We start from the raw sequence: 22,734 nt of genomic DNA, 5'->3' as shown, positions 1-22,734 counted from the left end.
ATTCCGGAGCTGAGGTGTCGTAATGCTCGGGGAGGCCGTCCCGAAAGCCGCTTAACTCGGCGGGATCTGAGCGGCCAATTGTAGTTCATCGCATCCCCGTATGAATTTTTCCTCATCTGTGCGGGCGCCGTGGCCGACCCGCTGAGGACGGTGGCCGGTACCCGACGGTGACGGGGTGGCGTACGCCACACGCGGGCGCGCGACGGCGTGAGAGGTGGGCCACGCGCCGTGCAGGTGAACTCGCGTACGCTGACGGCTCACTCGTCCGTCGACGCCGGACCGCCGCACGGGACCGTCCCCAGCCCCGTTTCCCCCGGCCGGGTCCACCGCGGACGGGGGAGGCACTGGAGGTAGTGGATGTCAGGGACGACCGCGGCGGCGGCCCGCCCGCGCTCCGTCGGCGACGGCGGCAACCGCTGGGCCGTCCTCGTCGTCCTGTGCGTCAGTCTGCTGCTGGTCGCCGTGGACGCCACGGTGCTGCACGTCGCGGTGCCCGCCGTCACGGAGGACCTGCGGCCGAGCGGCGTGGAACTGCTCTGGATCGTCGACGCCTATCCGTTGGTCTGCGCCGCACTGCTGATCCTCTTCGGCACCCTCGGCGACCGGGTCGGCCGCCGTCGGGTGCTGCTGCTGGGGTACGCCATCTTCGGCGTCGCTTCCGCCTTCGCCGCGTTCGCCACCAGTCCCGAGGTGCTGATCGCGGCCCGCGCCCTGCTCGGCGTCGGCGGCGCGATGATCATGCCCGCCACGCTCTCCGTGCTCCGCGCGGTCTTCCCCGACCGCCGCGAGCGGGCGATGGCGATCGGCATCTGGACCGCGGTCGCCGCCGTGGGCGCCGCGACCGGGCCGCTCCTCGGCGGCTTCCTCGTCGAGAACTTCCGCTGGGGCGCGGTCTTCCTGATCAACATCCCCCTGATGCTCGTGCTGCTGCCGGTGGCCCGCTGGCTGCTGCCGGAGTCCCGCAGCGGCGCCGAAGGCCCCTGGGACGTACTGGGCGCGCTGATGGCCGCGGCCGGTGTGCTCGGGCTGGTCTTCGGGGTGAAGCGGCTCGGCGTCGGGCACGGGGTCCTCGACGCCGCCACCGCCGTGCCGCTGCTGGCCGGCGCCGCGCTGCTGGCGGGGTTCGTGCAGCGCCAGCGCAGCCGCCGCCATCCGCTGGTGGACGTGCGGATGTTCGCCGCCGCCACCTTCTCCACCTCCGTGGGCTGCATCGTCCTCGCCATGCTGGCGCTGGTCGGCCTCCAGCTGATCGCCGTCCAGTACCTCCAGCTCATCCTGGGGCTGAGCCCGGTGGAGACCGGGCTGCGGCTGCTGCCGCTGACCTTCGCCGCGATGGCCGCGGGCGCCACTGGCTCGTACACCCTGCGCCGGATCGGGCCGCGCCGCATGGTCTGCGGCGGCTTCCTGCTGACCGCAGCGGCCGTGCTGCTGCTGACCCTGATGGGCCAGCACGACCGGCCGCTGCTGCTCACCGCCGGCTTCGTGCTCCTCGGCTTCGGCCTCCAGACCACCCTGTTCGCCTCGTACGAGTCGATGCTCAGCGAGGCGCCGGCGAAGCAGGCCGGCGGGGCCGCCGCGATCGGCGAGACCTCGTACCAACTCGGTGCCGGCATGGGGATCGCACTGCTCGGCAGCGTGATGAACGCCGCGTACGCCCCGGCCTTCGGCTCGCTCGTCGGGGTGCCGCCGGCCGCGAGTGCCGCCGCGTCGCACTCCCTCGGCGAGGCGTACCAGGTCTCCGACCGGCTCGGCGGCGCGGCGGGGGAACTGCTGCGCTCCACCGCCCGCACCTCCTTCGTGCACGGCCTCCACGTCACGCTGGTGGTCAGCGCGGCGCTGCTGCTGCTCGGCGCGGTCGCCGCGCTGAGGTTGCCGCGGGGCATGGAGTGCGCCGCGGTTCGGCCCGCCCCCGCCGAGCCCCGCAAGGCCGGGGGCGTCCGCCGGGCCGCGCTCCCTGCGAGCCGCGAGCCGGGGGACGTCACCGGCGCCGGCCGCGAGGTGGCCGGCCGCCCCTAGTCGACGTCCGCGAGCCCCGCCTGTCCGTCGGGCCTGCGCCCCTAGACGTAGCCGCCGTAGTCCCGCGGGAGCGTTGGTCTGTGCGGCTCGTCTGTGGTTGTTCGCGCAGTTCCCCGCGCCCCTGACTTGCTGCCCCCGTCACTTGTCTGCGGGCTGGGGACGGAGGTCCTTAGGGGCGCGGGGAACTGCGCAGACCCTACACCCTTACAACTCGAAAAGCACCAGGTCAGACGCAGAAAAGCCCCGTCCGGCGCGTGGCCGAACGGGGCGGTTTCTGGGGGTTGCAGCTAGGGGTGGATCACGTCGTCAGGGCTTGGTCCTACTCCGTGCCGTAGCGCGTCCTCAGGGCACGCGTACTGCACGCGCGGGGGGCCGCTCTGACGTTCCACAGTGCCTACAACCACGGGCGCGCTGGTCTCACGGGCACAGTGGACACACCACGCGGTGAACGGCTCGGCGGTCTCTGCTGCGTGTAGCCATTCGCGGGTCATGCGACCACCGCCGTGATGCCCTCGGGAACGTAGGCGTAATCGATGCCCACAACGGCGAGCGCGACCGCTATACGGCGCTGCGCCTGCTGCTGCCGTTCGGACCAGTCCTTCATGTACGGCGGGATACGGAACGTTCGGGGCGGGACCGGCATGGTCCGGACGAGAACGTGCACGGGGATAGGCGTGCGGGGCGCGCAGATGACGACCATGGCGGGTCGAGCAGGCTTCACGGGGGCACGGTGTCGACCCCGAGCCGGGACGAGTAGGCGCAGCAGCCACGTACAGGCGCGGACGATAAGGTCTCGCATGTCGCTTCAGCTCCTCAGAAAGCTGATCGGCGGAGCCCCGATAGACCGGTCGCAACGGTCTGTCGGGGCGATTTCATGCCTGACGGTAGGCCAACCGGTATAGGTCCGTCTAGGCATGTTCAACCCTGTCTAGTTCGCGCAGGGTGAGACCCGGTATCTAGGCTTGCCTCATGGCAGCGGACGAGATTGACCCTCGGGCACCAGAGCCCCCGTATCGGCAGATCGCTGCCGCCTTGGCTGAAGAGATCAATCGGGGCGTGCTTCCGCCTGGTCGTCCGGTTCCCTCGGAAAAGGAACTGGTCGAGCGGTTCGGGGTGGCCCGCAACACGGTGCGTTCAGCTCTCGCGGTACTGCGGGAAGACGGTCTTGTCTTCACCGTGCCCAGTCGCGGGACGTACGTCAGGGACCAGTCCGTCACGGACGACTAGGGCGACGAGTGAGCCCCGCCCATCCGCCACGGGGGTAACGGGCGGACGGGGCCAGTTCGGGGACGCGCCCCCTCATCCTCTCCGCTGAGTGCCAGACGCCGGCGGAGAGGGCTAAACACCGCTGCCACCCCCAAGTAACAGCGGCCCTGAACTAGCGGCTGCTAGCTAGGCTGGTTGCCGTACTTATCCGCAATCTTGTTCGCTGCGATCGTGGCAGCGTTTTCCGCCAACGCCCGGATTTCCGGGGGCAAGCTGGTGTCACGTGCTGCTGCGGCGGCTGCTCCCATAGCGCCAATTGCTTGCAATGCTTCGTCGGGCTCTTCGGCCATTGCATTGCTCCTTACTGGTCCAGATGGCGCGTAAAAGGCCATCGCCCCTCCCTCTTGATGTGGTGGCCCCGGATGAACAAGTGCGCTCTTGGCATCCGGGGCCAGGAGACGCGCCCGATTGCGTCCCCATTTCCCCCAGCCGGACAGGGTTTACAGCCGGGGGAGTTTAGACCCGCTGTCGCGGTGCACCCTTACCACCGCGACGGCGGAATTCCTTTTCGTCGGGGGTGGGGCTTCCCTCTCCGTAGGGCATGGGCTGCGCTGAAGCTACGGAGAGGGACACCCCACTTGCCCATCTGCTGTCCGAGCCATTGGCCGTACACGCCGTACTCGCGAGCCAGCCTGTACAGGGATGCGCCATCTACGTACTGCGCTGTGACGACTGTTCGGAGATTTCGTACGCGGTTCCTTGCTTCCTCATTAGAATCCGGCACGGTTATTCCCATAGTCGATCGGATAGATTGATCAGCGCAAGCCCGAGGATTGCACCGAGGAAGATCGAAACCAACCTCACGACGTGTCGCCTGCGGGTGGGCGGTACTGCACGGTGTCTTGCACGGTCCGAACGAAATCCTCGTGTCCGGTCTGACCGTGGTGGAACTCCGCCCATAGCGCCGTGTGTTCGAAGTCGTGCACGTCCGTTTCGGTGCCGGGCACTTTTTCGCCACATGACGGGTCTCCTGAGATGCACCGAAGGGACACGTGTACGGGTGCAGAAAAGTCGGTGAACAGACTCACGTGGTCACCCCCTTGATAGTGCGCGGGTCGACGTCGTCAACGGGGTCCCACTGCACCGTGTCCGAGTAGACGCGGTCATATCGACGATGGCCAGTGCTGCGGAAGTGGAAATCGGTCCATGCATCAGCAGCATCCGGAGTCAGCCCAGTTGATGCATTTTCCGGTTCCGCACCGCAGACGGGATTCCCCGAGACGCACTCGACGTATGCCTGAACGCCTTTGTGCTCCAGTACGCGGAGTTTCCATTTGAAGAACCGCCAGTGTCTGGGCATTACAACCCCCGTTCGCTGTTGGCGTTCAATTCAGCGACGGCGGGGCGCAGGATGTCGGACAGTATGGCGCTGAGGTCGTTGCGCCATGCGTCCCATTCGAGTCCACCTCCGCGCGGGCGGAGCGAGTAACGGGCGCCGCTATGGGCCATGACGACGCCGATCCGTTCAGTTGCGTTGTCGCGGACCACCGTGCCGTTTGCGAGCTCGGGAAGTCCCATCACGGCACCCTCTTCGTGTCCGTCGACCGGCGGTGCGGGTGCTCACGCTTGATGCGGCGGAAGCTCTCACGCGTCCCGCTGGAGATCCCGGGGCGGCTCAGTGCCTTGTCCGCAGCTGTACAGATCACGCACCTAGTCGACATGGCGCATCCAGTGCGGTGAGCGGCCGAACCGGCTGGTGCCCACCAGCTCGGTGCGGAGCTGCCGGAGCAGACCAGCGCGCGCAGCGATCAAGGTGTTCCGGCTCCGGTCGTACCCGGTACGCGGGATGACGTCGGGCACCAGGGCCCAGCAGCCACCCACACAGATGAGAGCAAGCAGTAAGGCCACGTCGTCGCGCTGTGAGCGGTGCGCGTCACTCATCTGGCTAGTCCCTTCGCTGAGCCGTTGTGGAGCTTTGTGACTGGCCACGCTCTTCCACGATGGCTAACGGCGCCACAGCAGAACTACCGCAGACGTGCCGCGCGTTGGCCGCACTGGCTACGCTGACCAGGGCAGACGGCTTCCGGACGAGAGGGCGGGCCGCGATGGCGAAGCGAGAGAGGTTGACCGCGCGCCGGAAGGCATGTGGCTACACCCAAGAGGGGCTTGCAGAGGCACTGCATGTCGACCGCTCAACCGTTCAGCGTTGGGAAAAGGGGGAAGTCGAGCCCCTTCCCTGGGTACGGCCGAAGCTCGCCAAACAGCTTGATGCGTCACCCCAAGAACTCGAAGAACTACTAACGCCCACTCTTGACAAAATTGACGATAGGAATCGAAGCCGCGAGCCTGCGCAGGGATTTCTTGCACATTCAGATCTGGCGGAGTTGCGAGGTTCGGAGTACGCGCAAGCAATTCGAGAGATGACGCAACGCCTGATCCAGTTGGATAATGAACTCGGCGGAACTTCAATCGCCGATGCGGCAGCGCGGATATTCAAGTCGGTTCATCTGCGCCTAGGCAATGGGGACTACGAGTCAAAATTTGAGCACGACATCCAGTCAGCGGCAGCCGAGCTGGCAGAGGTCGCAGGGTGGGCTTTGTTTGATGCCGAGAATCACGGAGCAGCAAGGCGCTTCAACCATGAGGCGCTGATGCTTGCCAAGCTCTCGGGAGATCGCTCGATTGAACTCTTGATCATGCAAAATATGGCTATGCATGCGGGTTGGCTCGGACGATTTCGAGAAGAGCTAGCAATCAGTCAGTCCGTAATTGAAATGAATTCCCTCTCTCCGCGGGTTGAAACTATCTTCCGCATTCGCGAGGCCAAGGGGTTGATGGGAGTCGGGCGGGAATCAGAAGGCGTTAAAGCCTTTAGTAGGGCGCGTAGCGTTCTTGAAGATGGGGCGAGAGATAGTGACCCATCGTGGTCATGGTGGGTTACCTCGAATGAGATTGACGGGCATCATGGGTACGCACTGCAATTAGCTGAGCGTTACGCCGAAGGAATCCCGCATCTGCAACAGGCAGTATGGCAGCCCAGCAAAGCGAAAGTTGGATACCGTCAAATTTCGGCGGCAAGACTACTCGACTGCCTGATGCGTGCAAGTGCGTGGCACGATGCAGAAGAGTTGGCAAACGCCATTACTCCTGTAGTGCACGAAATCGCTTCGGCGCGAACCGTCAATCTCTTGAGAAAGATCGTTCGACTAGGAGAAGGGGATTCTATCGCCCCAGAATACATTCGTGATGTTCTCGCGAATCTCAAGATCGCCCTAGATGATGACCCCTATAATTTTTGACTATAAGGAAAGAGGATACACCGCACCCGCGACCCTGTCGGACAGCAGGTGCGGTGCTCGGTAGCACAAATCAGCCGTTGAGTACGTTCATTAGGCGCGCGGCACCCTTCCCGCCGAACACAGCGATTCCGCAGTAGAATTCGATCCGGGTTCGGTAGACTGGCTTGTCGTGTGCCTCGCCCAGATCGGTTGCCTGGATTCCGCCGTTCGTCAGGCCCGTGACCGCCGCGTCAGCCTCGGTGGTCCCGAATCGCACGGCGTAAATGTCTCCGGTTTCCTTGCCGCCCGTGCCAGCGGTCAACGGCAGTACGTCGGTTCCATCTAGCTTCTGGCCAGCGTCCAGCAGCGGAATGCCATTCCACATTGTGGTGCGCTTCCCTGCAATGTCGCTCATCAAGAGTTCACCGCCGCCCAGGCGTCGGAATCCGGAGCGAATTCGTGCGATAAGCTCGCCGTTCATGTAGAGCGCGCCGTTCGACCCGTTGATACCGCGCACGGAGGCGGCGAGCCTGTCCAGGGCATCGAAGAATTCATGGCCGTTGGCAACGGGGCCGACTCCGTTCGCGTCGATGACCTGTCGCCCGATGAGCCGCTTCCGCAGACCGTCAAACCCCTTCGGGTTCACCATGGTGTCACCGTTGAAGAACTGGTCTGAGAAATGCATGGACGCAGCCTTGATCTTCATGACGGTTTGAATGGTTCGCTGATCATTGAGGTTACCTCGGGTCTTGACGATGAATCGGTCAACGTCCGCGTCACCGCCGAGGATTGCCAGCGTCTCGATCCGCTGGTTCACCGAACCTGTACTCTCCGGGTATGCCTCATTCACGGCCCGGAACGAGACACCCGGAAGCGTGGATTCCTCGTTGTAGGCGAAGGCGGAGCCCTCAAATGTGATCAGCGGAAGGCGGTCGAGAATGGGTGACTCTTGAGCGAAGGTTTCTATCACGCCCTGCTGAAGGTCGTTGGTGGTGAGCTTCGCGGACTCTGCAAGTGTCAATGCCATGATGAACTCCCGTATCTAGTGAAATGTTGTTGCTGGCGGACGGTCAGTCAAAGATTCCGTCATCGTCGTCTTCATCGAATTCCGGTGCTGTGATCGCGGCGCGGGAACTCGGCGAGAGCCCCAGTTCGCGGATGTAGCGCGCGAGCTGCGTCCGGTACTGCCCCGCGATCGTTGCGGCCCCGTTCTTTACCGTGCCGCGCTCAGCGGTGACCATGAGCCCGCGTTCGGAAATGTCCCGCTCGGCTTGGTCGATGCGCGCTACGCACACGCACATGTCTTTCACTGTGGTGTGGTCGACTTCTCCGATACCGGCCGCGACTTCCAGAATGGGAACCACGCGCCGCCACTCCTGCGAAGCCAGGTCACGACAACGGACGTTTGCTGATTCAACTTTGGGATCGGGCGAGAACCGGAAGACTCCTACCCAATCCGGTTCGGCGAGGACAGCGCGCGGAACAACCACACCTTCCGTGATCGCTGTTTTGGAAGGGTTCCCTTCACGTGCCCGCTGGATCGCGGGTTTCGGTCTGTATCTGTCTGCCATTCACTCTCCCTTTGTGGCGATGGGCCCGATTTCGGGCAGCCAAAAACGCTTTCAGCCCCGGAGATAGTTTTTTCGCTCCCACTCGTGCAGCTGTGGGAGGGGCAGGGGGACCCCGCCCGGGGGTCACCGCGTCAGAACGGCGGACGCTCGCCCGACTCCCGACGTGACCGAGCCTCAGCGGCGAATCCGCCCGGCTGACGCTTCGCTGTCTCTCGGTTGTGGCATGACGTGCACAGTGGGCGCAGATGCTTCGGAGCGTTCGGGTTCGCCTCGCTCCGCTCGACCAGTTCTCGCCGGCTCACGGGGTGATGGTCGGCGACCGTCGCCGAGCTGCCGCAGAGCACGCACCACGGGTTCGCGTACAGGTACCGTCGCCTGGTCGCAGGCCACCAAGGACCGTACGAACTGGTTCCAGGCGTCGTACGTTGCCTGGTTGCCTCACGCTCGTGCTCGGGACAGCGACCACCGCGAGGGGTTAGCTCGGGGCACCCGGGTACCGAGCATGGGGGGCGTGGTCTACGGGGCATGGCCACCTCCAAAGGGCCGGTAGCACCGAACGTTCCGGTAAAGGGCAGGTAGAAGACGGGGGAAAAGACCTGTTCGGCGAACACGCCAACGTGATGGGCTCGGTTCATGGCAAAGAAACGAATCTCCTGCCCAAATCCTGCGTTCGAACTCCGTGCGGGACCTGTGCACTTGACCATTCAGCGCATTCCGACATGGCTCGTTGCTATTACGGCCACAGTCGGTGGTGGGCTCGGAACGTGGTGGACGCAGAGCTAAGCCGCGCGCCCGAACTCCGTTCTCGACAGTCCCTGCTCTCCGTCCGATGAGTGTTTCGCAGCACTCAGACCACTTGTGCCCCCTGTCGGGCGGGTGTGCGGTAGTCCCGTGTTGTCTCCCCCTACTAGTAAGGAGGATCGGAGGTTTCCCGCTCGGCACGACGCTGGTTGTCTCACGGGCTTCAGAACGCGCTCACGCATGTAGAGATGTCGAGTTGGGGGCCGTTTCTAGTTTCTCTTAGACTTTTCTATGCAAACTGAAAAAGTGGTAGAACTCGACATCTCGACATCCGCGCTGTTGCTCTTTCGCCGCCAAGGCAGTCGCTAGGCCACGGAACGGCTCCGTGCGCTCCGCTGCGGGCAGCAGAAAGCCCCGGATGGTCGCGGGGACCATCCGGGGCTGTTAGGGCGGCTACGGCCGTACTGCGCCCCGTTACCGGGGACCGAGCCTGATCCGTGCACCCATGTCGGCACGGACTACAGGTGATCGTAGGTGGTGCGGCGGGGTGGCTACGCCGCTTCGGCGAACCGGTCCGCGTCGGCGTGCTCGGGCTCGGCCCACTGGATCGAAACCCGCGCGTCTCCGTCGAACCGCACGCCACGGCTCGGGGCTTTGGTGACCGTCACCGTGTCAATCGCCAGTCCGATGAGGTCCCTACGTGCAATCGGGTCGGACGCTTCCCACATCTCGTGCGCGCGTCCGTTGACGAGTAGCGACAGGTCGACCGTGCCGGAGCCGGCAAGCTCGGTGAGGCGTTCCTCCGCTGCGTCGAGCCGTCGTTCCGCAGCGTTCTTGTGGGGGATGCGGTACTTGGCGGAGCGCCCCGTGTAGAACCCGGCCCGGTCATCGCTGTGCCACTGTTCGAGCGCGGCTTGTGCGGCGCGTACTTCGGCGCGTGCGTCGGCGACTTCCTGTGTCTCGTCGGGCTGGTTGAGGGCTTGCCACCGTTCGGCGACTGCGACCAACAGCGGGTCGTGGTCATTGGCCTGGTGCAGCTGGTCGGACCACGTGGGCACGATGTACCGCTCGATGACAGCGCGGCTCACGGTCGCGGGGGCGGGGCACGCTTGGGGCCCGTCAGCCCTGCGCAGACAGACGTACGACGCGCCGTTGAGGGTCATGGCGCCCCTGCATCCGGCGCACCGCATGCGCCCGGACATGCTGTGTGCGACGCGGCCCGGTCGCTCCGTGCGCGGGGCCATGCTGGGCACCTGGTTGCCGGACAGCACGCGGCGTGCTCGGGCAGCGAGTTCGGCAGGGATCATGTCGGGCAGCACGTCGGGCGTGACGACGCGGACCTTCTCGCCCTTCTCGTTCAGGAAGTGTTTCCGGTCGGTGTACGCGGTGCCACCGCTCGGAGAGAACGTCAGCCACCCCTCATACACGGGGTGCGTGATGATGGACCGGATCGCATCCGCCCGCCACACGGCGCCCATGCCGGTGCGGAGCCCTTCGGCGTTGAACTTGCGGCACAGCGCGCGAGAGCTTGTCCCCTTGGCTATCTCCGTGAAGACGCGAACGATCACCTCCCACGGGGTGACTTCCTTCTGCCCCTTCACCAGGCACATGTAAGGGGCCGTGTTGGGGCGCAGCTTCCGGGTTCCGGGGTCGACCACCAGGCCGAACGGGGCCCGACCGAGCCACTTGCCCTCGCGCCGCTGCGTCGCCTTGGTGCTCTTGACGTTGTAGCTCAGCCGCTGCGAGTACTCACGTGCGTTCTCGGCGCGGTCGATGATCCAACGCCTGTCGCGTTCGTCCATCGAGTCAAGACGTTCGTAGTCGAAGATGACCCGCGCACGCCCCAAGATCGGCACGACTGCTTCCGCGCCCTTGCGGCTGAACCTGTCGAGCGCGAACACCCACAGGCACGGCACCTCACCGGCCAGTACCGCAGTCATCGCCGCGTCGTACTTCGGGCGCCGGATGTCCGACCACGCCGACAGGTTCTCTTTCCACACCTTGCGGACGCAGTACCCGTTCTCGTCGGCCCAACGTCGGCCCCGGTCCTCCTGGTCCCGGATGCTGAGAGCGCGCTCCCCCTCGCGCACCACCTTGGACTTCCTGAGCAGTAGATCCACCTGGGGGCGACCGTGGCACGTGCACACACCAGCGCTTGTAGTTGTTTCCTCCATACTCTTTAGGGGGAGCGAAGGTTGCTTGCTGGAGCGCTTGGGAAGCGTGGCGGTAGTCATGAAAACCCCTGCTGACCTGCGGGTTCGGCCCGCGCCGGGCAGTTCCCAGGGTGTTGGAACTACCTGCGCGAACAACCCACCACCGGGCCGCAGGCGCCATCGCTGCACACCCATCACGGCGCCGCCGCGCCTGCCGAAGCAGCGGCACTGCTGAGACCCGCCGGCCCGGCGGGGCGTCGCGGGCCGCGCGCACGGCTACTGCCGCGGCAGCGATTACCGCTGCTAGTTTCCTGGGCACAGCGCACCGCAGACGACGCGTCCGAAAGGCCCCCGCCATGTCCGCACCCGATCAGCTCGCGCCCTTCGACCCGTACGACCCCCTCGGCATCGACGACCTGCTCGGCGCCGAAGACCTGGCCGTCCGCGACACCGTGCGCGCCTGGGCCGGGGACCGGGTGCTGCCGCACGTCGCGCACTGGTACGAGCGGGGCGAGCTGCCCGAGATCCGGGAACTCGCCCGGGAACTCGGCGCCATCGGCGCCCTCGGCATGTCCCTGGAGGGGTACGGGTGCGCCGGTGCCAGCGCCGTTCAGTACGGGCTGGCCTGCCTGGAACTGGAGGCCGCCGACTCCGGGATCCGCTCCCTCGTCTCCGTGCAGGGCTCGCTCGCCATGTACGCGATCCACCGGTACGGCTCCGACGAGCAGCGCGAGCGCTGGCTGCCGGACATGGCGGCCGGCCGGACCATCGGCTGCTTCGGGCTGACCGAGCCCGACCACGGCTCCGACCCCGCCGGCATGCGCACCCGCGCCCGTCGCGACGGCTCCGACTGGGTGCTCACCGGCCGCAAGACGTGGATCACCAACGGCACCGTCGCCGGTGTCGCCGTCGTCTGGGCCCGTACGGACGACGGGATCCGCGGCTTCCTCGTACCCACCGACGCCCCCGGCTTCGCCGCCCCCGAGATCAAGCACAAGTGGTCGCTGCGGGCGAGCGTGACCAGCGAACTCGTCCTGGACGAGGTGCGGCTGCCGGCCGACGCGGCGCTCCCCGACGCCCGTGGGCTGCGGGCGCCGCTGGGCTGCCTCAACCACGCGCGCTACGGCATCGTCTGGGGCGCGATGGGCGCCGCGCGCGCCTGCTTCGCCTCGGCGCTGGAGTACGCCCGCACCCGCGTGCAGTTCGACCGGCCCATCGGCGGCTTCCAGCTCACCCAGGCCAAGCTCGCCGACATGGCGGTGGAGTTGCACAAGGGCGTGCTGCTCGCGCACCACCTCGGCCGGCGCATGGACGCCGGGACGCTCCGTCCGGAGCAGGTCAGCTTCGGGAAGCTCAACAACGTGCGCGAGGCCATCGAGATCTGCCGCACGGCCCGCACGATCCTGGGCGCCAACGGGATCTCGCTCGAATATCCGGTGATGCGGCACGCGACCAACCTGGAGTCGGTGCTCACCTACGAAGGCACCGTGGAGATGCACCAACTCGTCCTCGGCAAGGCGCTCACCGGCCTGGACGCCTTCCGGTGACCGGGCGGCGCGACGGGGGGACTCCGGCACTCCGGCCGGGGTCGCGCCCGATGCGCCGACCGGTCAGCTCTGGTTGAAGAAGCCGTCCTGGGGCCGGCCCGGGGCCTGGCCGTTGACGACCTCGGTGTGTGCCGGGCTGAGCAGGAAGACCCGGGTGGCGACCCGGTCGATCGAGCCGCGCAGACCGAAGGTGAGCCCCGCGGCGAAGTCGACGACGCGCTTGGCGTCGGCGGGCTCCAGCGACGTCAGGTTCACGATGACGGGCACGCCTTCACGGAACAGCTCGCCGATGCCCCGGGCGTCGCGGAAGCAGGTGGGCGAGACGGTCGCGATCCTGCGGCCGTCCTCCTGGGCGGAGTCGGAGGCGGTGCGCACCCGCGGGTCGGTGACCCAGGGGTCGCCGCCGTCGGCGCCCTCGGCGTACTCGCCGTCGTAGCCGTCGGCGTAGTAGCGGTCGTCGCTGTCCTCGACGAGCCCCAGCCAGGCACTCGCCTTGCGCACAGATCCCATCGACGCCTCCTTTCGCTGTGGTCCGCCCTCCGGCGGTCTGTCGTCATCCCTGTCCCTATGGTCGACCATCATGCGGATCGGGTGCCAAGTGGATAGCCGCCGTGCAGGGGATTCGTGACGGTACTGGTGCAGAGGATATGGCGGTTCGTCAGGGTTCTTCCCAGATACACCTGATGATCGTCGCAAAATATGAAAGTCGGGCCAGATGGGTGAGTCGGCCGGCGCGGAGGCGTACGCGTGTCTGGTTACGATGCCCCGGCGGCGCATGCGAACGCCGCTGAACGGCTCCACGGGGGGAATGCCTTGTTCGGAATTGTCAGGCCCTGTGCCCATCGACTCACCCAAGGGCTCAGGGCCGATTGGATGGCGCACCTGTGCGGACTGTGCCTCGCGCTCCGCGCCGACCACGGGCAGTTCGCCCGGGTGGTCACCAACTACGACGGACTGATCATCTCGGTTCTGACGGAGGCTCAGTCCGTGCGCACCGCGGACGCCCGGCGCACCGCCGGGCCCTGTCCGCTGCGCGGGATGCGCACGGCGTCCGTCGCCCGGGGCGAGGGGGCGCGGCTGGCGGCCGCGGTGTCGCTGGTGCTGGCGTCGGCGAAGGTGCGCGACCACGTGGCCGACGGGGACGGGGTGCTGGCGCGCCGTCCGATGGCCGCTGCCGCACGCCGGGTGGCCTCGGGCTGGGACCGGGCGGGCGCGCGCACCGGTGCCGAGCTGGGCTTCGACACGGCCGTACTGCTCGACGCGGTCGACCGGCAGGGCGGCATCGAGTCGCTGGCCGGCCCCGGCACTCCGCTGCTGACCGTCACCGAGCCGACGGAGACCGCGACCGCCGCCGCCTTCGCGTACACCGCCCGGCTCGCCGGCCGACCCGGCAACGCGGCGCCGCTGGCCGAGGCCGGTCGCCTCTTCGGCAGGCTCGCGCACCTGTTGGACGCGGTGGAGGACCGGGCCGCGGACGCGGCGGCCGGCGCGTGGAACCCGCTGACCGGCACCGACACGTCGCTCGCGGAGGCCCGCCGGCTCGCGGACGACGCGGTGCGGGGGGTGCGGCTCGCGTTGCGCGACGTCGAGTTCGTCGACGGCCGGCTCGCCCACCAACTGCTCACGCACGAGCTGGAGGTGGCCGTCGAGCGGACCTTCCGCCCCGTCCAACAGGGGCCCGGAGGGCAGGGCGGCAATCCGTACGCCGGCAACCCGCACGAGGGGAATCCGTACGCCGGCAACCCGTACGGCGGGCAGGCGGCGGGGAACGCGGGCGGGGGGAATCCGTACGCGGGCGGGTCTGGGGGCGGGACCGGCAGCGGCTCCGGCTCGGGAGGTTCGGGGGGCGGTGGCGGCGGCTGGGGCCGGTTCGGCGACCAGCCGTCCGAGCCCGACCGCACTCCCCAGCCGCGCAGCTTCCTCGGCGGCTGTGCGGCCGCCACCTGGATCAGCTGCACCTGCCAACCTCTGTGCCGCAACCGCTGGGAAGGGCCGTGGTCGCGCAAGCGCCGCAAGGGGCTGGGAGGGGAGTGCTGCGACCAGTGCTGCTCGTCGTCGTCATCGTCATCGGGCGGCGGCAGTGGCGGCGGCAGCGGCAGTGGGGGCAGCGGCGGCAGCGGTGGCGGTGGAGGCGGTGGAAAGGACTCGTCCTGCTGTGACTGCAATTGCGACTGCGGCAGTTGCTGAGCCTGCCGGGCTCTCGCATCTGACGAGGAGGCGCTGAGGGGAGCGGTACGTGTCGCTGCTGCGGGTGCCCCGGGCGCACGAGGACGCGCGGGCACGGGCCGCTGTGAGGGCGGCGGTCAGTTCCGGATCAACAGGAACGCAGACAGGACTGCGTACAGGAATGCACACGGGAACAGGAACACACTCGACCGAAGTCGATGTGGCGGCGGGTGAACAGCCGTCGCTGTGCATGCATGTGACCAGTGGAACAGGCATGTGTCGGTGCGTCAACTGTTCCCCGCGGCACCGCCCACACTCCGGACGGCCTTGACACGCCACACCGAACAGCGCCTAGCCTGCGGTCACGAGACCGTGCTGAGGGGCGCGGTCCGTGTCGTCGCTCGACCGCTGCTCAGCCCCACGCCGTCCGTGCCGTGGGTGAATGCTCCTGTGCTCGATCCATGCGTCCACGGAGCCTTCCCCCGTCCGCACGCGGACCGCGCCGCGGGGCGCTGTGAGGTCGTCACCCGCCGCCGTCGGTGCCGCGCCAGGCGCCGCACCCGTACGGCCGGCCCTCGCCCTGCGTGAACCGTGGGCGCCCCGCGCCCGGCGCCCTGGCCGTGGCGCGGTCGACGCAGCGGCGCGACCGCAGCGGGTCGGGCCGCACCGTCCGACCCGCGCCAGGAACCGACCCCTCCGGAGGAGCCATGCCGACCCGGCACACCTCGCCCCCGTCCCAGCCCCTGTCCGCGTCCGCGTCCGCGCCGGCCACCCGGTCCCGGCACCGGATGCTCCACCTCGCCGTCGCGCTCGACGGACCGCCGCGGTTCGACCCCGGCCACTTCACCGACCTGTCACGCCTCGCCGAGAGGGGCGCCCTGGACTTCGTCACCCTCGGCGACTCGTTCGCCCGGCCGGGCCCCGACGCGCTCGCGGTGCTCTCCCACGTCGCCCCCGCCACCCGACGGATCGGCCTGGTGCCGACGGTGACCACCACCCACACCGAGCCCGGCCGCATCGCCGCCGCCCTCGCCACCCTCGACTGGATCAGCCGGGGCCGCGCCGGTTGGCACGTCGGCGTCTCCACCACCCACGCCGAAGCGGCGCTCTTCGGGCGCCGCCCCGCCGCCCCGACCGCCGCCTTATGGCAGCGCGCCTGTGCGGTCGCCACCGACGCCGCCCGGCACTGGGACGGTCTGCCGCAGGACGCGGCCCCCGGACCCGTGCCCCGGCCGCCCCAAGGACGCCCCGTCACCGTCGTCGACGTCACCGGGACCGGTCAGGACGGATTGCGGTGCGCCGCCCGCCACGCCGACGTGGTCCTGGTCCGGGCGCCGTCCGCGGAGCGGGCCGCAGCGCTGCGCACCCGCGTCCGCCACGAGGCGCTGGCGTACGGCCGGGACCCCGACGACCTGCGGGTGCTGCTCTCGCTCGTGGTCGACCTGGGGGAGCGGGAGTCCGCCCGGGAGCCGGGCCTGCTCGATGCGGCGCCCTCGCTCGCCGCCCACGGCTCGTACTACAGCGGCGGACCGGTCGACCTCGCCGGGCTGCTGGCGCGCTGGCACGACGCCGGAGCGGTCGACGGCTTCCACCTGGCGCCCATCGCACCCCACCGCGACCTGGAACGCATCGTCAACGGCACGGTCGCACTGCTGCAACACCGCAGCCTCTTCCGCACCTTCCACCCCGGCGGCACCTTGCGGGAGCACCTGGGGCTGCCGCGGCCCGCGGTCGGTCGCGCGACCGCCGGCCGTTCCGCGGCCCGGACGAGGAGCGCGTCATGACCGGTACGCACCGTCGGATGCACCTCGCGGTCCACCTGCCGGCGACGGCGACCGGCCGCGGACCGCTCGACTTCGCGGCGCTGGAGCGGCTGGCCCGAACCGCCGAGCGCGGCCTGTTCGACTACCTGGTCGTCGGACCCGACGCCGCCCCCGGGTCGCAGCAGCCGCACCCGGGCGGCGTCCCGTACGCGGCGCACGAACCGATGGCGGTGCTCAGCGCGCTCGCGGCCGTCACCGAGCGCATCGGGCTCGTGGCCGGCGCGGCCCCAGGCGCCCACGAACCCTTCGAACTCGCCCGCGCGCTGGCGACCCTGGACCACCTCAGCGGCGGGCGGGCCGCCTGGCACCTGGTCGGCCCCGGCGGGCCGGGCGACGGCCACACCGCGGAGTTCGTCGGTACGGCCCGGGAGCTGTGGGACTCCTGGACCCCGGACGGCCGGCCGCGGACCTTCGACCACCGGGGCCGGCACTTCACCGTCAGCGGCGAGTTCACCGTCCCGCGGAGCCCGCAGGGACATCCCGTGGTGATGCACGCCCTGGGCCCGGACGACGCCGCGGGGTGCGGGTCCGCGCTCACGACCGCCGACGTGCTCTGCCCCGCGCACCGCACGGCCGAGGACGACCGCACCCCTCGCGCCGACGCCGCACCCCGGTCGACGGCGCACGTGCGGACTCCGGACGACCTCCTGGTGATGGCCCGAGCCGTCTGCGTCCTCGGCACGACGGACGCCGAAGCCCGCGACCACGCCCGCGTCGCCGGGGTCGACGACAACGATGCCGCCGGGCCGCCGGCCTTCGTCGGTACGCCGGACACGGTGGCGGCGGCCCTGGCGGAGCACGTCGCCCGCGGCGCGGCCGACGGCTTCGTCCTCGTCCCCCGGCACCCCTTCGACCTCCTCGACACCCTGGAGGTCTTCGTCTCCGAGGTGGTGCCGATGCTCCAAGAAAGGGGCGCGTTCCGCACCGAGTACGCCGGGCGCACGCTCCGCGGCCACCTGGGGTTCCCCGAGCCGGTGTGGCGGGGGTGAACGCCCGGCCGGCCCGCCGCGCCGGCACCCGACCCGTCACCAGGGGCGCGCTCCGGCGCGCCCCGCTCGCCCTCGAACGTCCAACCGACGTCCTCCATGCGGACGGGGGCTCGACGGAGCGTTCCGTTCTGGGACCATGTTCACAGCGTGGGGAGCTCGTTGGACACGGGGGGTCGCACCGCAGTGAAGCGCATCGGAATCACCGGTCACCGGGCCATTCCCCAGGAGGGGCACGCCGACATCCGGGCGGGCCTGCTCGCCGTGCTCCGCCGCCACGAGGGCCCGCTGGAAGCCTTCTCCAGCCTCGCCGTCGGCGCCGACCAGATGTTCGCGGACGTCGCCCTGTCCTGCGGCGCCGAGTTGACCGTCGTCATCCCCAGCGGGGACTACGAGAACGACTTCGCGCCGGGGGAACTGGTCGACTACCGCCGCTACCGCAGCCGCGCCACCCGCGAAGTCCAACTGCCCTTTCCGCACGCCACCGACGAGGCGTACTACGCGGCCGGCACCTACATCGCCGACAACTGCGACCGCCTGCTGGCCGTCTGGGACGGCGGCCCGTCGCGCGGGCTCGGCGGCACGGGCGACATCGTCGAGTACGCCCGCGAGTTGGGGAAGCCGGTGACGGTGATCTGGCGCGAGGGGCTGCGCCGGCCCTGAGGCCCGGCCCGCCGTCGACGGTCCGACCGCGGCCCGACCGCATTCCCCACGGCCCAACCGCGTGTCCCTCCCGGCTCAACTGCGGTGGCGCACCAGCCAGTCCGTGTGCTGTGGCGAGACGATGCGCTCCGTCTCGTACACCGCGGACGGCCACTGGAACTCGTCCACCGAGGTCTCCATCGCTGTGTGCAGCGCCGCGAGGTCCTCCTCCACCAGGGAGTGCGCGGCGATCAGCGGCTTGCGGCGGCTGATCTCGCTCCAGGCGATGCCCGCGGCCGACGCCGCGGAGAGCGCACCGAGCAGATCCAGCGACTCGGCCACTGAGAACGTGTGCAGCAGCGAAAGGACCAGCGCCAGCAGGGTCAGCACCACGATGGCGGTCGACCACAGCGCCGTCGACTTCCGGGACGTCTCCGCACTGCGGTGGTACCAGTTCCGCTGTTCGATGAGCCGGTCCCGGATGTACGTCTCCTTGCGGAGGTTGAAGGGCCGGTCGCGCAGCCTTCGCATCGCCGGAGTGATCAACTCCGCGGCCGCCACCTCGGGAACTTTCGTTCGAGGGTCTTCCCAGCCGACCTTGGACAACTCCCCGAGCCCTTCCTCTAACCGTTGGACGAACAATTCGTCAGGGTCGTCGGCGCGGTCATCGAAAGGTGTTCCATGCACGGAATAGCGCCAGCACAAGGACTTGATGTACTCGGCGGCGGACCTGTTCAGTTGCCATTGCGACTTCGCTCGGCGGCGGGCTGCGCCCGTGCCGAGGGCGAGCACCCCGGCGTACGCCAACACGCCGAGTGCACCGGCGAGTTGGACGGAGCCCCCGAGCTCCCAGGAGGCGGGCAGCGCCGCGGCGGCGGCGCCCAGTACCAAGAGGAGCAACTGACGGCGCGTGGCGCCCACGGCTTCGCGCTGGCGGGAGATCGCTATGGTGTCCGTGTGATGGAAAAGCGCAGGTAGATCGCTATTGCGGAACACCGTGCTGTGCGGCTGGCCGGGAATGCCCGACATGCCTCCCCCTGTCTGCCTGGCTGCCTGTCTGTCGGGTATTGCCATCACCCGGGAGACGGAATCGCTTCCTCCGTGCATACCTGTCAGAATGTGAAGCAACTCTAATCGTTGGTTGTTCACGGCTTGAGTTGCTACCAGTGAACTTGAGAGTAGAGTCGTGCCGCCAGACCCCGCAATGGTGCCTGGTTATCCATGCTGTACAGCAAGATCGTGCGCGATCGTGTACACAGAACAAAGGACGGCCCCCATGACGATCTCCGCATCCTTCGCCGCAGCGAAGCGCAACCGTGTCTCCCTGCCCCAGTCCGCGCGTGGTACGGCGAAGAAGGCGACCGGGACCGCTCCGGCCACCGACCGCGCCGTGCGCATCGCGACGTTCAACTCGTCGCTCTAGTCTCGGTTTGGGCCACTTTGCGTGGCAAAGGACCGTAGACTGGTGGAATGACAGGACCCCTGGTCCCATTCCGCGAGATCGTTCTGAAGGTCCACAGCAGGTGCGATCTCGCCTGCGACCACTGCTACATCTATGAACACGCTGATCAGAGCTGGCGAACCCGCCCGAAGGCAATCTCTGACGAAGCGATTTCCTGGACAGCTCTGCGACTGGCCGAGCATGCCAAAAATCATGCCCTGCCCTCCGTGTCAGTGATCCTGCACGGAGGGGAGCCACTTCTGGCGGGGCCCGCGCGACTGCGCCGCGTCTGCGAGGAACTGACCCGGGCGTTGGACGGCATCGCCGATCTCGACCTGCGCATCCACACCAACGGTCTACAGCTGAGCCCGCGCTACCTCGACCTCTTCTGCGAGTACGACCTCAAGGTCGGCATCTCCCTCGACGGCGACCGGGCCGCGAACGACCGCCACCGCCGCTTCGCCGACGGGCGCACCAGTCACCCCCTGGTCCTCAGGGCCGTCGACCTCCTGCGCGAGGAGCGCTACCGCCACCTCTACCTCGGTCTGCTGTGCACCGTGGACGTGGCCAACGACCCCGTCGCGGTCTACGACGCACTGGCCGAACTGGAGCCCCCGCGCGTCGACTTCCTGCTGCCGCACGCCACCTGGGACCAGCCCCCGGCCCGCCCGGACGGCTCCCCGACCGCGTACGCGGACTGGCTGCTGACGATCTTCGACCGCTGGGACGCCGCCGGGCGTCCCGTGCCCGTCCGGCTCTTCGAGTCCGTCTTCTCCACCCTCGCCGGCGGCCCGAGCCTCACCGAGTCGCTGGGCCTGGCGCCCACCGACCTCGTCGTGGTGGAGACCGACGGCGCCCTGGAGCAAGTCGACTCGCTCAAGAGCGCTTACGAGGGGGCCGCGGCCACCGGGTTCGACGTGATGCGGCACGCCTTCGACGAGGTCGCCGCCCACCCCGGGGTACGCGCCCGCCAGTTGGGGCTCGCCTCCGTCAGCGACACCTGCCGCGCCTGCCCCGTCGTACGGTCCTGCGGCGGCGGCCTCTACACCCACCGCTACCGCACCCGCAATGAGTTCGACAACACCTCCGTGTACTGCACCGACCTGGAGGCGCTGATCCGGGGCGTCGAGCGGCGCATCGCGCCGGAGTTGGTGCCGCTCGCGGTCACCGAGCCGGGCGCGCTGCTCGCCGACGACCAGGACGTCACGCGGATGCTCAGCGGCACGCTCACGGACGCGTTGGCCGGGCGGGCCGGGGAGCCCTGGGCGGACGCCTGGGACCTGCTCGTCGACCTGGACGAGAGCGGCGACGTCCTCGACGAGGTGTGGGGCCACCCCTACACCCGGCCCTGGTTGGAGCGGACCGTGGCGGCGGCGCGCGACGAGCGGCCGGAGGCCGTCGCGCTCGCGCTGGAGCTGCCGGCCCGGCTGGCCGCCGCCCAGGTGCGGCACGGCCACGGCCCGGACGTCCCGGTGCCGTACGAAGGCGGGGTGCTGCGGCTGCCCGCGCTCGGCGAGTTGACGCTCCCGGACGACCGCGGAGTGGTCACCGTACGCGCCGTCGATGGCGGCTTCACCGCCGCGCTGCCCGGTCGGGCGGCGACGCGCGTGCACCTCGCGGACCCGCGGGCGACGGCCGGGTGGCGGCCGGTGCGCACCGTCGGCGGCCGCGACGGAGCGCCGCTGCTGCGGCTGGACGACCTCGACCCGTACCGCGACTGCCACGGCGCGCCGGTGCGCGGCCGGCTCGACGAGGTGGAGTTCGCCGCCTGGGACCGACTGCTCGTCGACGCGTGGGCGCTGCTGCGCGCCACCGCGCCGCGTCAGGCGGCGGAGGCTGCGGCCTGCCTCACCACGCTCACTCCGCTGGAGTCACCGCACCCCGAACGGCCCGACGCGTACGAGCCCGACGCCCACGGGCACGGCTACGGCGCGCTGGGCATCGCCCTGCCCTCCTCGCCCGCCGAACTGGCCGAGGAGTTGCTGCGGGGGCTGCGCCGCAGCAAGCTGCACGCCCTGCTCCAGGTCTGCGATCCGTACGCACAGGACGGCCAGTGGCTGCACCCGGTGCCCTGGCGGGACGCGGCGGTGCCGGTGTCGCAGCTCCTCGCCGAGACCTTCGTACGGGTCGGGCTCGCCCCCTTCGACCCGGTCGGCGCCCGCTCGGCCAGGGCTGCCCTGGACACGTTGGAGCGGGCCCCGGAGCTGACCGTCAGCGGGCTGCGGCTCGTGGACGAGATGCGCAAGGAGCTGGCCGCGGCGGGGGAGGGGCGGGTGCGTGGCTGAGGTGTCCACCGCGTCCGGGGCAACCGCCCCGCTGGTGGACGCCCTGGTCGAGCTGGGCGTCAGGCCCGGGATGACGCTGCTGGTGCACGCCGCCCTCGGCGGGACGGGGCTGGACGCGGACCGGCTGCGGAACGCGCTGCTGCGGGCGCTCGGCCCGGACGGCACCCTGGTGGCGCCCGCCTTCACCCCGGAGAACTCCGACACCTCGCACGCCCACCACGCCCGGGTGCACGGGCTGACGCCCGAACGGGCGGCGGCCTTCCGGGCGGGCATGCCGGCCTTCGACCCGGCCACCACGCCCAGTCAGGGAATGGGGCGGTTGGCCGAGTCCGTACGCACCGCCGCCGGCGCCGTCCGCTCCGCCCATCCGCAGACCTCCTTCACCGCGATCGGCCGTCGCGCGGCCGAACTCCTCGCCCACCATCCACTCACGTCCCACCTGGGCTGGGATTCTCCGCTGGGCGCCCTTTACCGGGCGGATGCACACGTCCTCATGATCAATGTGGATTTCCGGGTCTGCACCGCGTTCCACCTCGCCGAGTACCACCCCAATGCGCCCCGCAGGACGTACTCCTGTGTGGTTCGACAGCCCGGAGGGGGTAAGAAGTGGACAACGTACGAAGACGTCGTCCTGGACGACAGCGAATTTGACACGATCGGTGCCGACTTTCCTTGTCGGTCGCAAAGCAGGGCGCGGTGGGCGCACAAGCCCGCCCGATTGTTCTCGATCAAGGAAGCAGTTGATCACGCGGATCGCTGGATGTCTGAAAAGCGGCGTTGATTGACTGAACGACGGGGGGATGGAGCTCTTCGGGCTCCGGAATGATGAATTCGCTCGCATCTCCCCTCGATGTCGGGCGCGAGGGCGGGCGTTCACAC

At 68.9% G+C, this 22,734-nt stretch carries 19 protein-coding genes; 11 read left to right on the top strand and 8 right to left on the bottom strand.

The genetic code is table 11. The annotated features are described in order from the left end of the window. Positions 1-357 precede the first annotated feature (357 nt). Positions 358-2,016: an MFS transporter gene (locus tag ACH4E8_RS26390; protein ID WP_398452462.1), complete on the top strand. Its 1,659-nt coding sequence runs from the start codon at positions 358-360 to the stop codon at positions 2,014-2,016. Between the two features lie 969 nt (positions 2,017-2,985). Beyond that, on the top strand, positions 2,986-3,243 hold the full coding sequence (locus ACH4E8_RS26385) for a GntR family transcriptional regulator (protein ID WP_398452459.1): 258 nt from the start codon (positions 2,986-2,988) through the stop codon (positions 3,241-3,243). 161 nt (positions 3,244-3,404) lie between these two features. On the opposite strand, the gene ACH4E8_RS26380 is transcribed toward ACH4E8_RS26385, so the two are convergent. From ACH4E8_RS26380 to ACH4E8_RS26370, 3 genes are all read right to left on the bottom strand, one after another. Further along, a complete protein-coding gene (locus ACH4E8_RS26380; protein ID WP_398452456.1) occupies positions 3,405-3,572 on the bottom strand; it encodes a hypothetical protein in 168 nt (55 codons plus the stop codon). 1,009 nt (positions 3,573-4,581) lie between these two features. Then, the gene (locus tag ACH4E8_RS26375) at positions 4,582-4,800 is read right to left on the bottom strand and encodes a hypothetical protein (RefSeq protein WP_398452453.1); all 219 of its coding nucleotides are present in this window, start codon (positions 4,798-4,800) and stop codon (positions 4,582-4,584) included. Positions 4,801-4,932: 132 nt separating this feature from the next. Further along, complete coding sequence (locus ACH4E8_RS26370; RefSeq protein WP_398452451.1) at positions 4,933-5,163, bottom strand: hypothetical protein; 231 nt, start codon at positions 5,161-5,163, stop codon at positions 4,933-4,935. Between the two features lie 164 nt (positions 5,164-5,327). Here ACH4E8_RS26370 and ACH4E8_RS26365 point away from each other — a divergent pair, with 164 nt between their 5' ends. Then, positions 5,328-6,521 (top strand): helix-turn-helix domain-containing protein, encoded by a 1,194-nt coding sequence (locus ACH4E8_RS26365; protein ID WP_398452445.1) that lies wholly within the window; start codon positions 5,328-5,330, stop codon positions 6,519-6,521. 70 nt (positions 6,522-6,591) lie between these two features. Here ACH4E8_RS26365 and ACH4E8_RS26360 read toward each other — a convergent pair whose 3' ends face one another. The 3 genes from ACH4E8_RS26360 to ACH4E8_RS26350 form a co-directional block, all read right to left on the bottom strand. Then, positions 6,592-7,527, bottom strand: a complete 936-nt coding sequence (locus ACH4E8_RS26360) for a major capsid protein (RefSeq protein ID WP_398452442.1) — start codon at positions 7,525-7,527, stop codon at positions 6,592-6,594. A 43-nt stretch (positions 7,528-7,570) separates the two neighbouring features. After that, on the bottom strand, positions 7,571-8,071 hold the full coding sequence (locus tag ACH4E8_RS26355) for a phage terminase small subunit P27 family (RefSeq protein ID WP_398452440.1): 501 nt from the start codon (positions 8,069-8,071) through the stop codon (positions 7,571-7,573). Positions 8,072-9,363: 1,292 nt separating this feature from the next. After that, positions 9,364-11,046, bottom strand: coding sequence for a recombinase family protein (locus tag ACH4E8_RS26350; protein WP_398452438.1), 1,683 nt, complete (start codon positions 11,044-11,046; stop codon positions 9,364-9,366). Positions 11,047-11,321: 275 nt separating this feature from the next. Between ACH4E8_RS26350 and ACH4E8_RS26345 the strand changes: the two genes are divergently transcribed. Next, entirely contained in the window at positions 11,322-12,512 is a 1,191-nt protein-coding gene (locus ACH4E8_RS26345) for an acyl-CoA dehydrogenase family protein (protein ID WP_398452435.1), read from the top strand. Between the two features lie 63 nt (positions 12,513-12,575). Here ACH4E8_RS26345 and ACH4E8_RS26340 read toward each other — a convergent pair whose 3' ends face one another. Then, on the bottom strand, positions 12,576-13,022 hold the full coding sequence (locus tag ACH4E8_RS26340; protein ID WP_398452432.1) for a cell division protein SepF: 447 nt from the start codon (positions 13,020-13,022) through the stop codon (positions 12,576-12,578). A gap of 303 nt (positions 13,023-13,325) precedes the next feature. Between ACH4E8_RS26340 and ACH4E8_RS26335 the strand changes: the two genes are divergently transcribed. From ACH4E8_RS26335 to ACH4E8_RS26320, 4 genes are all read left to right on the top strand, one after another. Next, on the top strand, positions 13,326-14,699 hold the full coding sequence (locus tag ACH4E8_RS26335) for a DUF5685 family protein (RefSeq protein WP_398452430.1): 1,374 nt from the start codon (positions 13,326-13,328) through the stop codon (positions 14,697-14,699). A gap of 767 nt (positions 14,700-15,466) precedes the next feature. Then, positions 15,467-16,462 (top strand): LLM class flavin-dependent oxidoreductase, encoded by a 996-nt coding sequence (locus tag ACH4E8_RS26330; protein WP_398452576.1) that lies wholly within the window; start codon positions 15,467-15,469, stop codon positions 16,460-16,462. Next, entirely contained in the window at positions 16,459-17,490 is a 1,032-nt protein-coding gene (locus ACH4E8_RS26325; protein WP_398452427.1) for an LLM class flavin-dependent oxidoreductase, read from the top strand. Before ACH4E8_RS26330 ends, ACH4E8_RS26325 begins: the two co-directional genes overlap by 4 nt. A gap of 183 nt (positions 17,491-17,673) precedes the next feature. Then, positions 17,674-18,150: a hypothetical protein gene (locus tag ACH4E8_RS26320; protein ID WP_398452425.1), complete on the top strand. Its 477-nt coding sequence runs from the start codon at positions 17,674-17,676 to the stop codon at positions 18,148-18,150. Positions 18,151-18,225: 75 nt separating this feature from the next. On the opposite strand, the gene ACH4E8_RS26315 is transcribed toward ACH4E8_RS26320, so the two are convergent. Continuing rightward, a complete protein-coding gene (locus ACH4E8_RS26315) occupies positions 18,226-19,158 on the bottom strand; it encodes a DUF4231 domain-containing protein (RefSeq protein WP_398452423.1) in 933 nt (310 codons plus the stop codon). A gap of 247 nt (positions 19,159-19,405) precedes the next feature. Between ACH4E8_RS26315 and ACH4E8_RS26310 the strand changes: the two genes are divergently transcribed. The 3 genes from ACH4E8_RS26310 (at position 19,406) to ACH4E8_RS26300 (ending at position 22,636) form a co-directional block, all read left to right on the top strand. Next, positions 19,406-19,552, top strand: a complete 147-nt coding sequence (locus tag ACH4E8_RS26310) for a hypothetical protein (protein ID WP_398452420.1) — start codon at positions 19,406-19,408, stop codon at positions 19,550-19,552. Positions 19,553-19,599: 47 nt separating this feature from the next. Then, complete coding sequence (gene fxsBH, locus ACH4E8_RS26305; RefSeq protein WP_398452417.1) at positions 19,600-21,855, top strand: radical SAM/SPASM protein FxsBH, inactivated beta-hydroxylase extension form; 2,256 nt, start codon at positions 19,600-19,602, stop codon at positions 21,853-21,855. Between the two features lie 70 nt (positions 21,856-21,925). After that, on the top strand, positions 21,926-22,636 hold the full coding sequence (locus ACH4E8_RS26300; RefSeq protein WP_398452574.1) for an AAC(3) family N-acetyltransferase: 711 nt from the start codon (positions 21,926-21,928) through the stop codon (positions 22,634-22,636). Positions 22,637-22,734: the final 98 nt, after the last annotated feature.

This window comes from Streptomyces sp. NPDC017979, from assembly GCF_044328175.1.
Classification (GTDB): Bacteria; Actinomycetota; Actinomycetes; order Streptomycetales; family Streptomycetaceae; genus Streptomyces.
The sequence above is the reverse complement of the archived record's forward strand: the minus strand, read 5'-3'. Positions and strand labels throughout refer to the sequence as shown.

Excerpts from the sequence above, each read along its gene's own strand:
- ACH4E8_RS26390 (WP_398452462.1), top strand. The coding sequence starts at position 358 with ATGTCAGGGACGACCGCGGCGGCGGCCCGCCCGCGCTCCGTCGGCGAC.
- ACH4E8_RS26385 (WP_398452459.1), top strand. The coding sequence starts at position 2,986 with ATGGCAGCGGACGAGATTGACCCTCGGGCACCAGAGCCCCCGTATCGG.
- ACH4E8_RS26380 (WP_398452456.1), bottom strand. The coding sequence starts at position 3,572 with ATGGCCGAAGAGCCCGACGAAGCATTGCAAGCAATTGGCGCTATGGGA.
- ACH4E8_RS26375 (WP_398452453.1), bottom strand. The coding sequence starts at position 4,800 with ATGGGACTTCCCGAGCTCGCAAACGGCACGGTGGTCCGCGACAACGCA.
- ACH4E8_RS26370 (WP_398452451.1), bottom strand. The coding sequence starts at position 5,163 with ATGAGTGACGCGCACCGCTCACAGCGCGACGACGTGGCCTTACTGCTT.
- ACH4E8_RS26365 (WP_398452445.1), top strand. The coding sequence starts at position 5,328 with ATGGCGAAGCGAGAGAGGTTGACCGCGCGCCGGAAGGCATGTGGCTAC.
- ACH4E8_RS26360 (WP_398452442.1), bottom strand. The coding sequence starts at position 7,527 with ATGGCATTGACACTTGCAGAGTCCGCGAAGCTCACCACCAACGACCTT.
- ACH4E8_RS26355 (WP_398452440.1), bottom strand. The coding sequence starts at position 8,071 with ATGGCAGACAGATACAGACCGAAACCCGCGATCCAGCGGGCACGTGAA.
- ACH4E8_RS26350 (WP_398452438.1), bottom strand. The coding sequence starts at position 11,046 with ATGACTACCGCCACGCTTCCCAAGCGCTCCAGCAAGCAACCTTCGCTC.
- ACH4E8_RS26345 (WP_398452435.1), top strand. The coding sequence starts at position 11,322 with ATGTCCGCACCCGATCAGCTCGCGCCCTTCGACCCGTACGACCCCCTC.
- ACH4E8_RS26340 (WP_398452432.1), bottom strand. The coding sequence starts at position 13,022 with ATGGGATCTGTGCGCAAGGCGAGTGCCTGGCTGGGGCTCGTCGAGGAC.
- ACH4E8_RS26330 (WP_398452576.1), top strand. The coding sequence starts at position 15,467 with ATGCTCCACCTCGCCGTCGCGCTCGACGGACCGCCGCGGTTCGACCCC.
- ACH4E8_RS26325 (WP_398452427.1), top strand. The coding sequence starts at position 16,459 with ATGACCGGTACGCACCGTCGGATGCACCTCGCGGTCCACCTGCCGGCG.
- ACH4E8_RS26315 (WP_398452423.1), bottom strand. The coding sequence starts at position 19,158 with ATGTCGGGCATTCCCGGCCAGCCGCACAGCACGGTGTTCCGCAATAGC.
- ACH4E8_RS26310 (WP_398452420.1), top strand. The coding sequence starts at position 19,406 with ATGACGATCTCCGCATCCTTCGCCGCAGCGAAGCGCAACCGTGTCTCC.
- fxsBH (WP_398452417.1), top strand. The coding sequence starts at position 19,600 with ATGACAGGACCCCTGGTCCCATTCCGCGAGATCGTTCTGAAGGTCCAC.
- ACH4E8_RS26300 (WP_398452574.1), top strand. The coding sequence starts at position 21,926 with ATGACGCTGCTGGTGCACGCCGCCCTCGGCGGGACGGGGCTGGACGCG.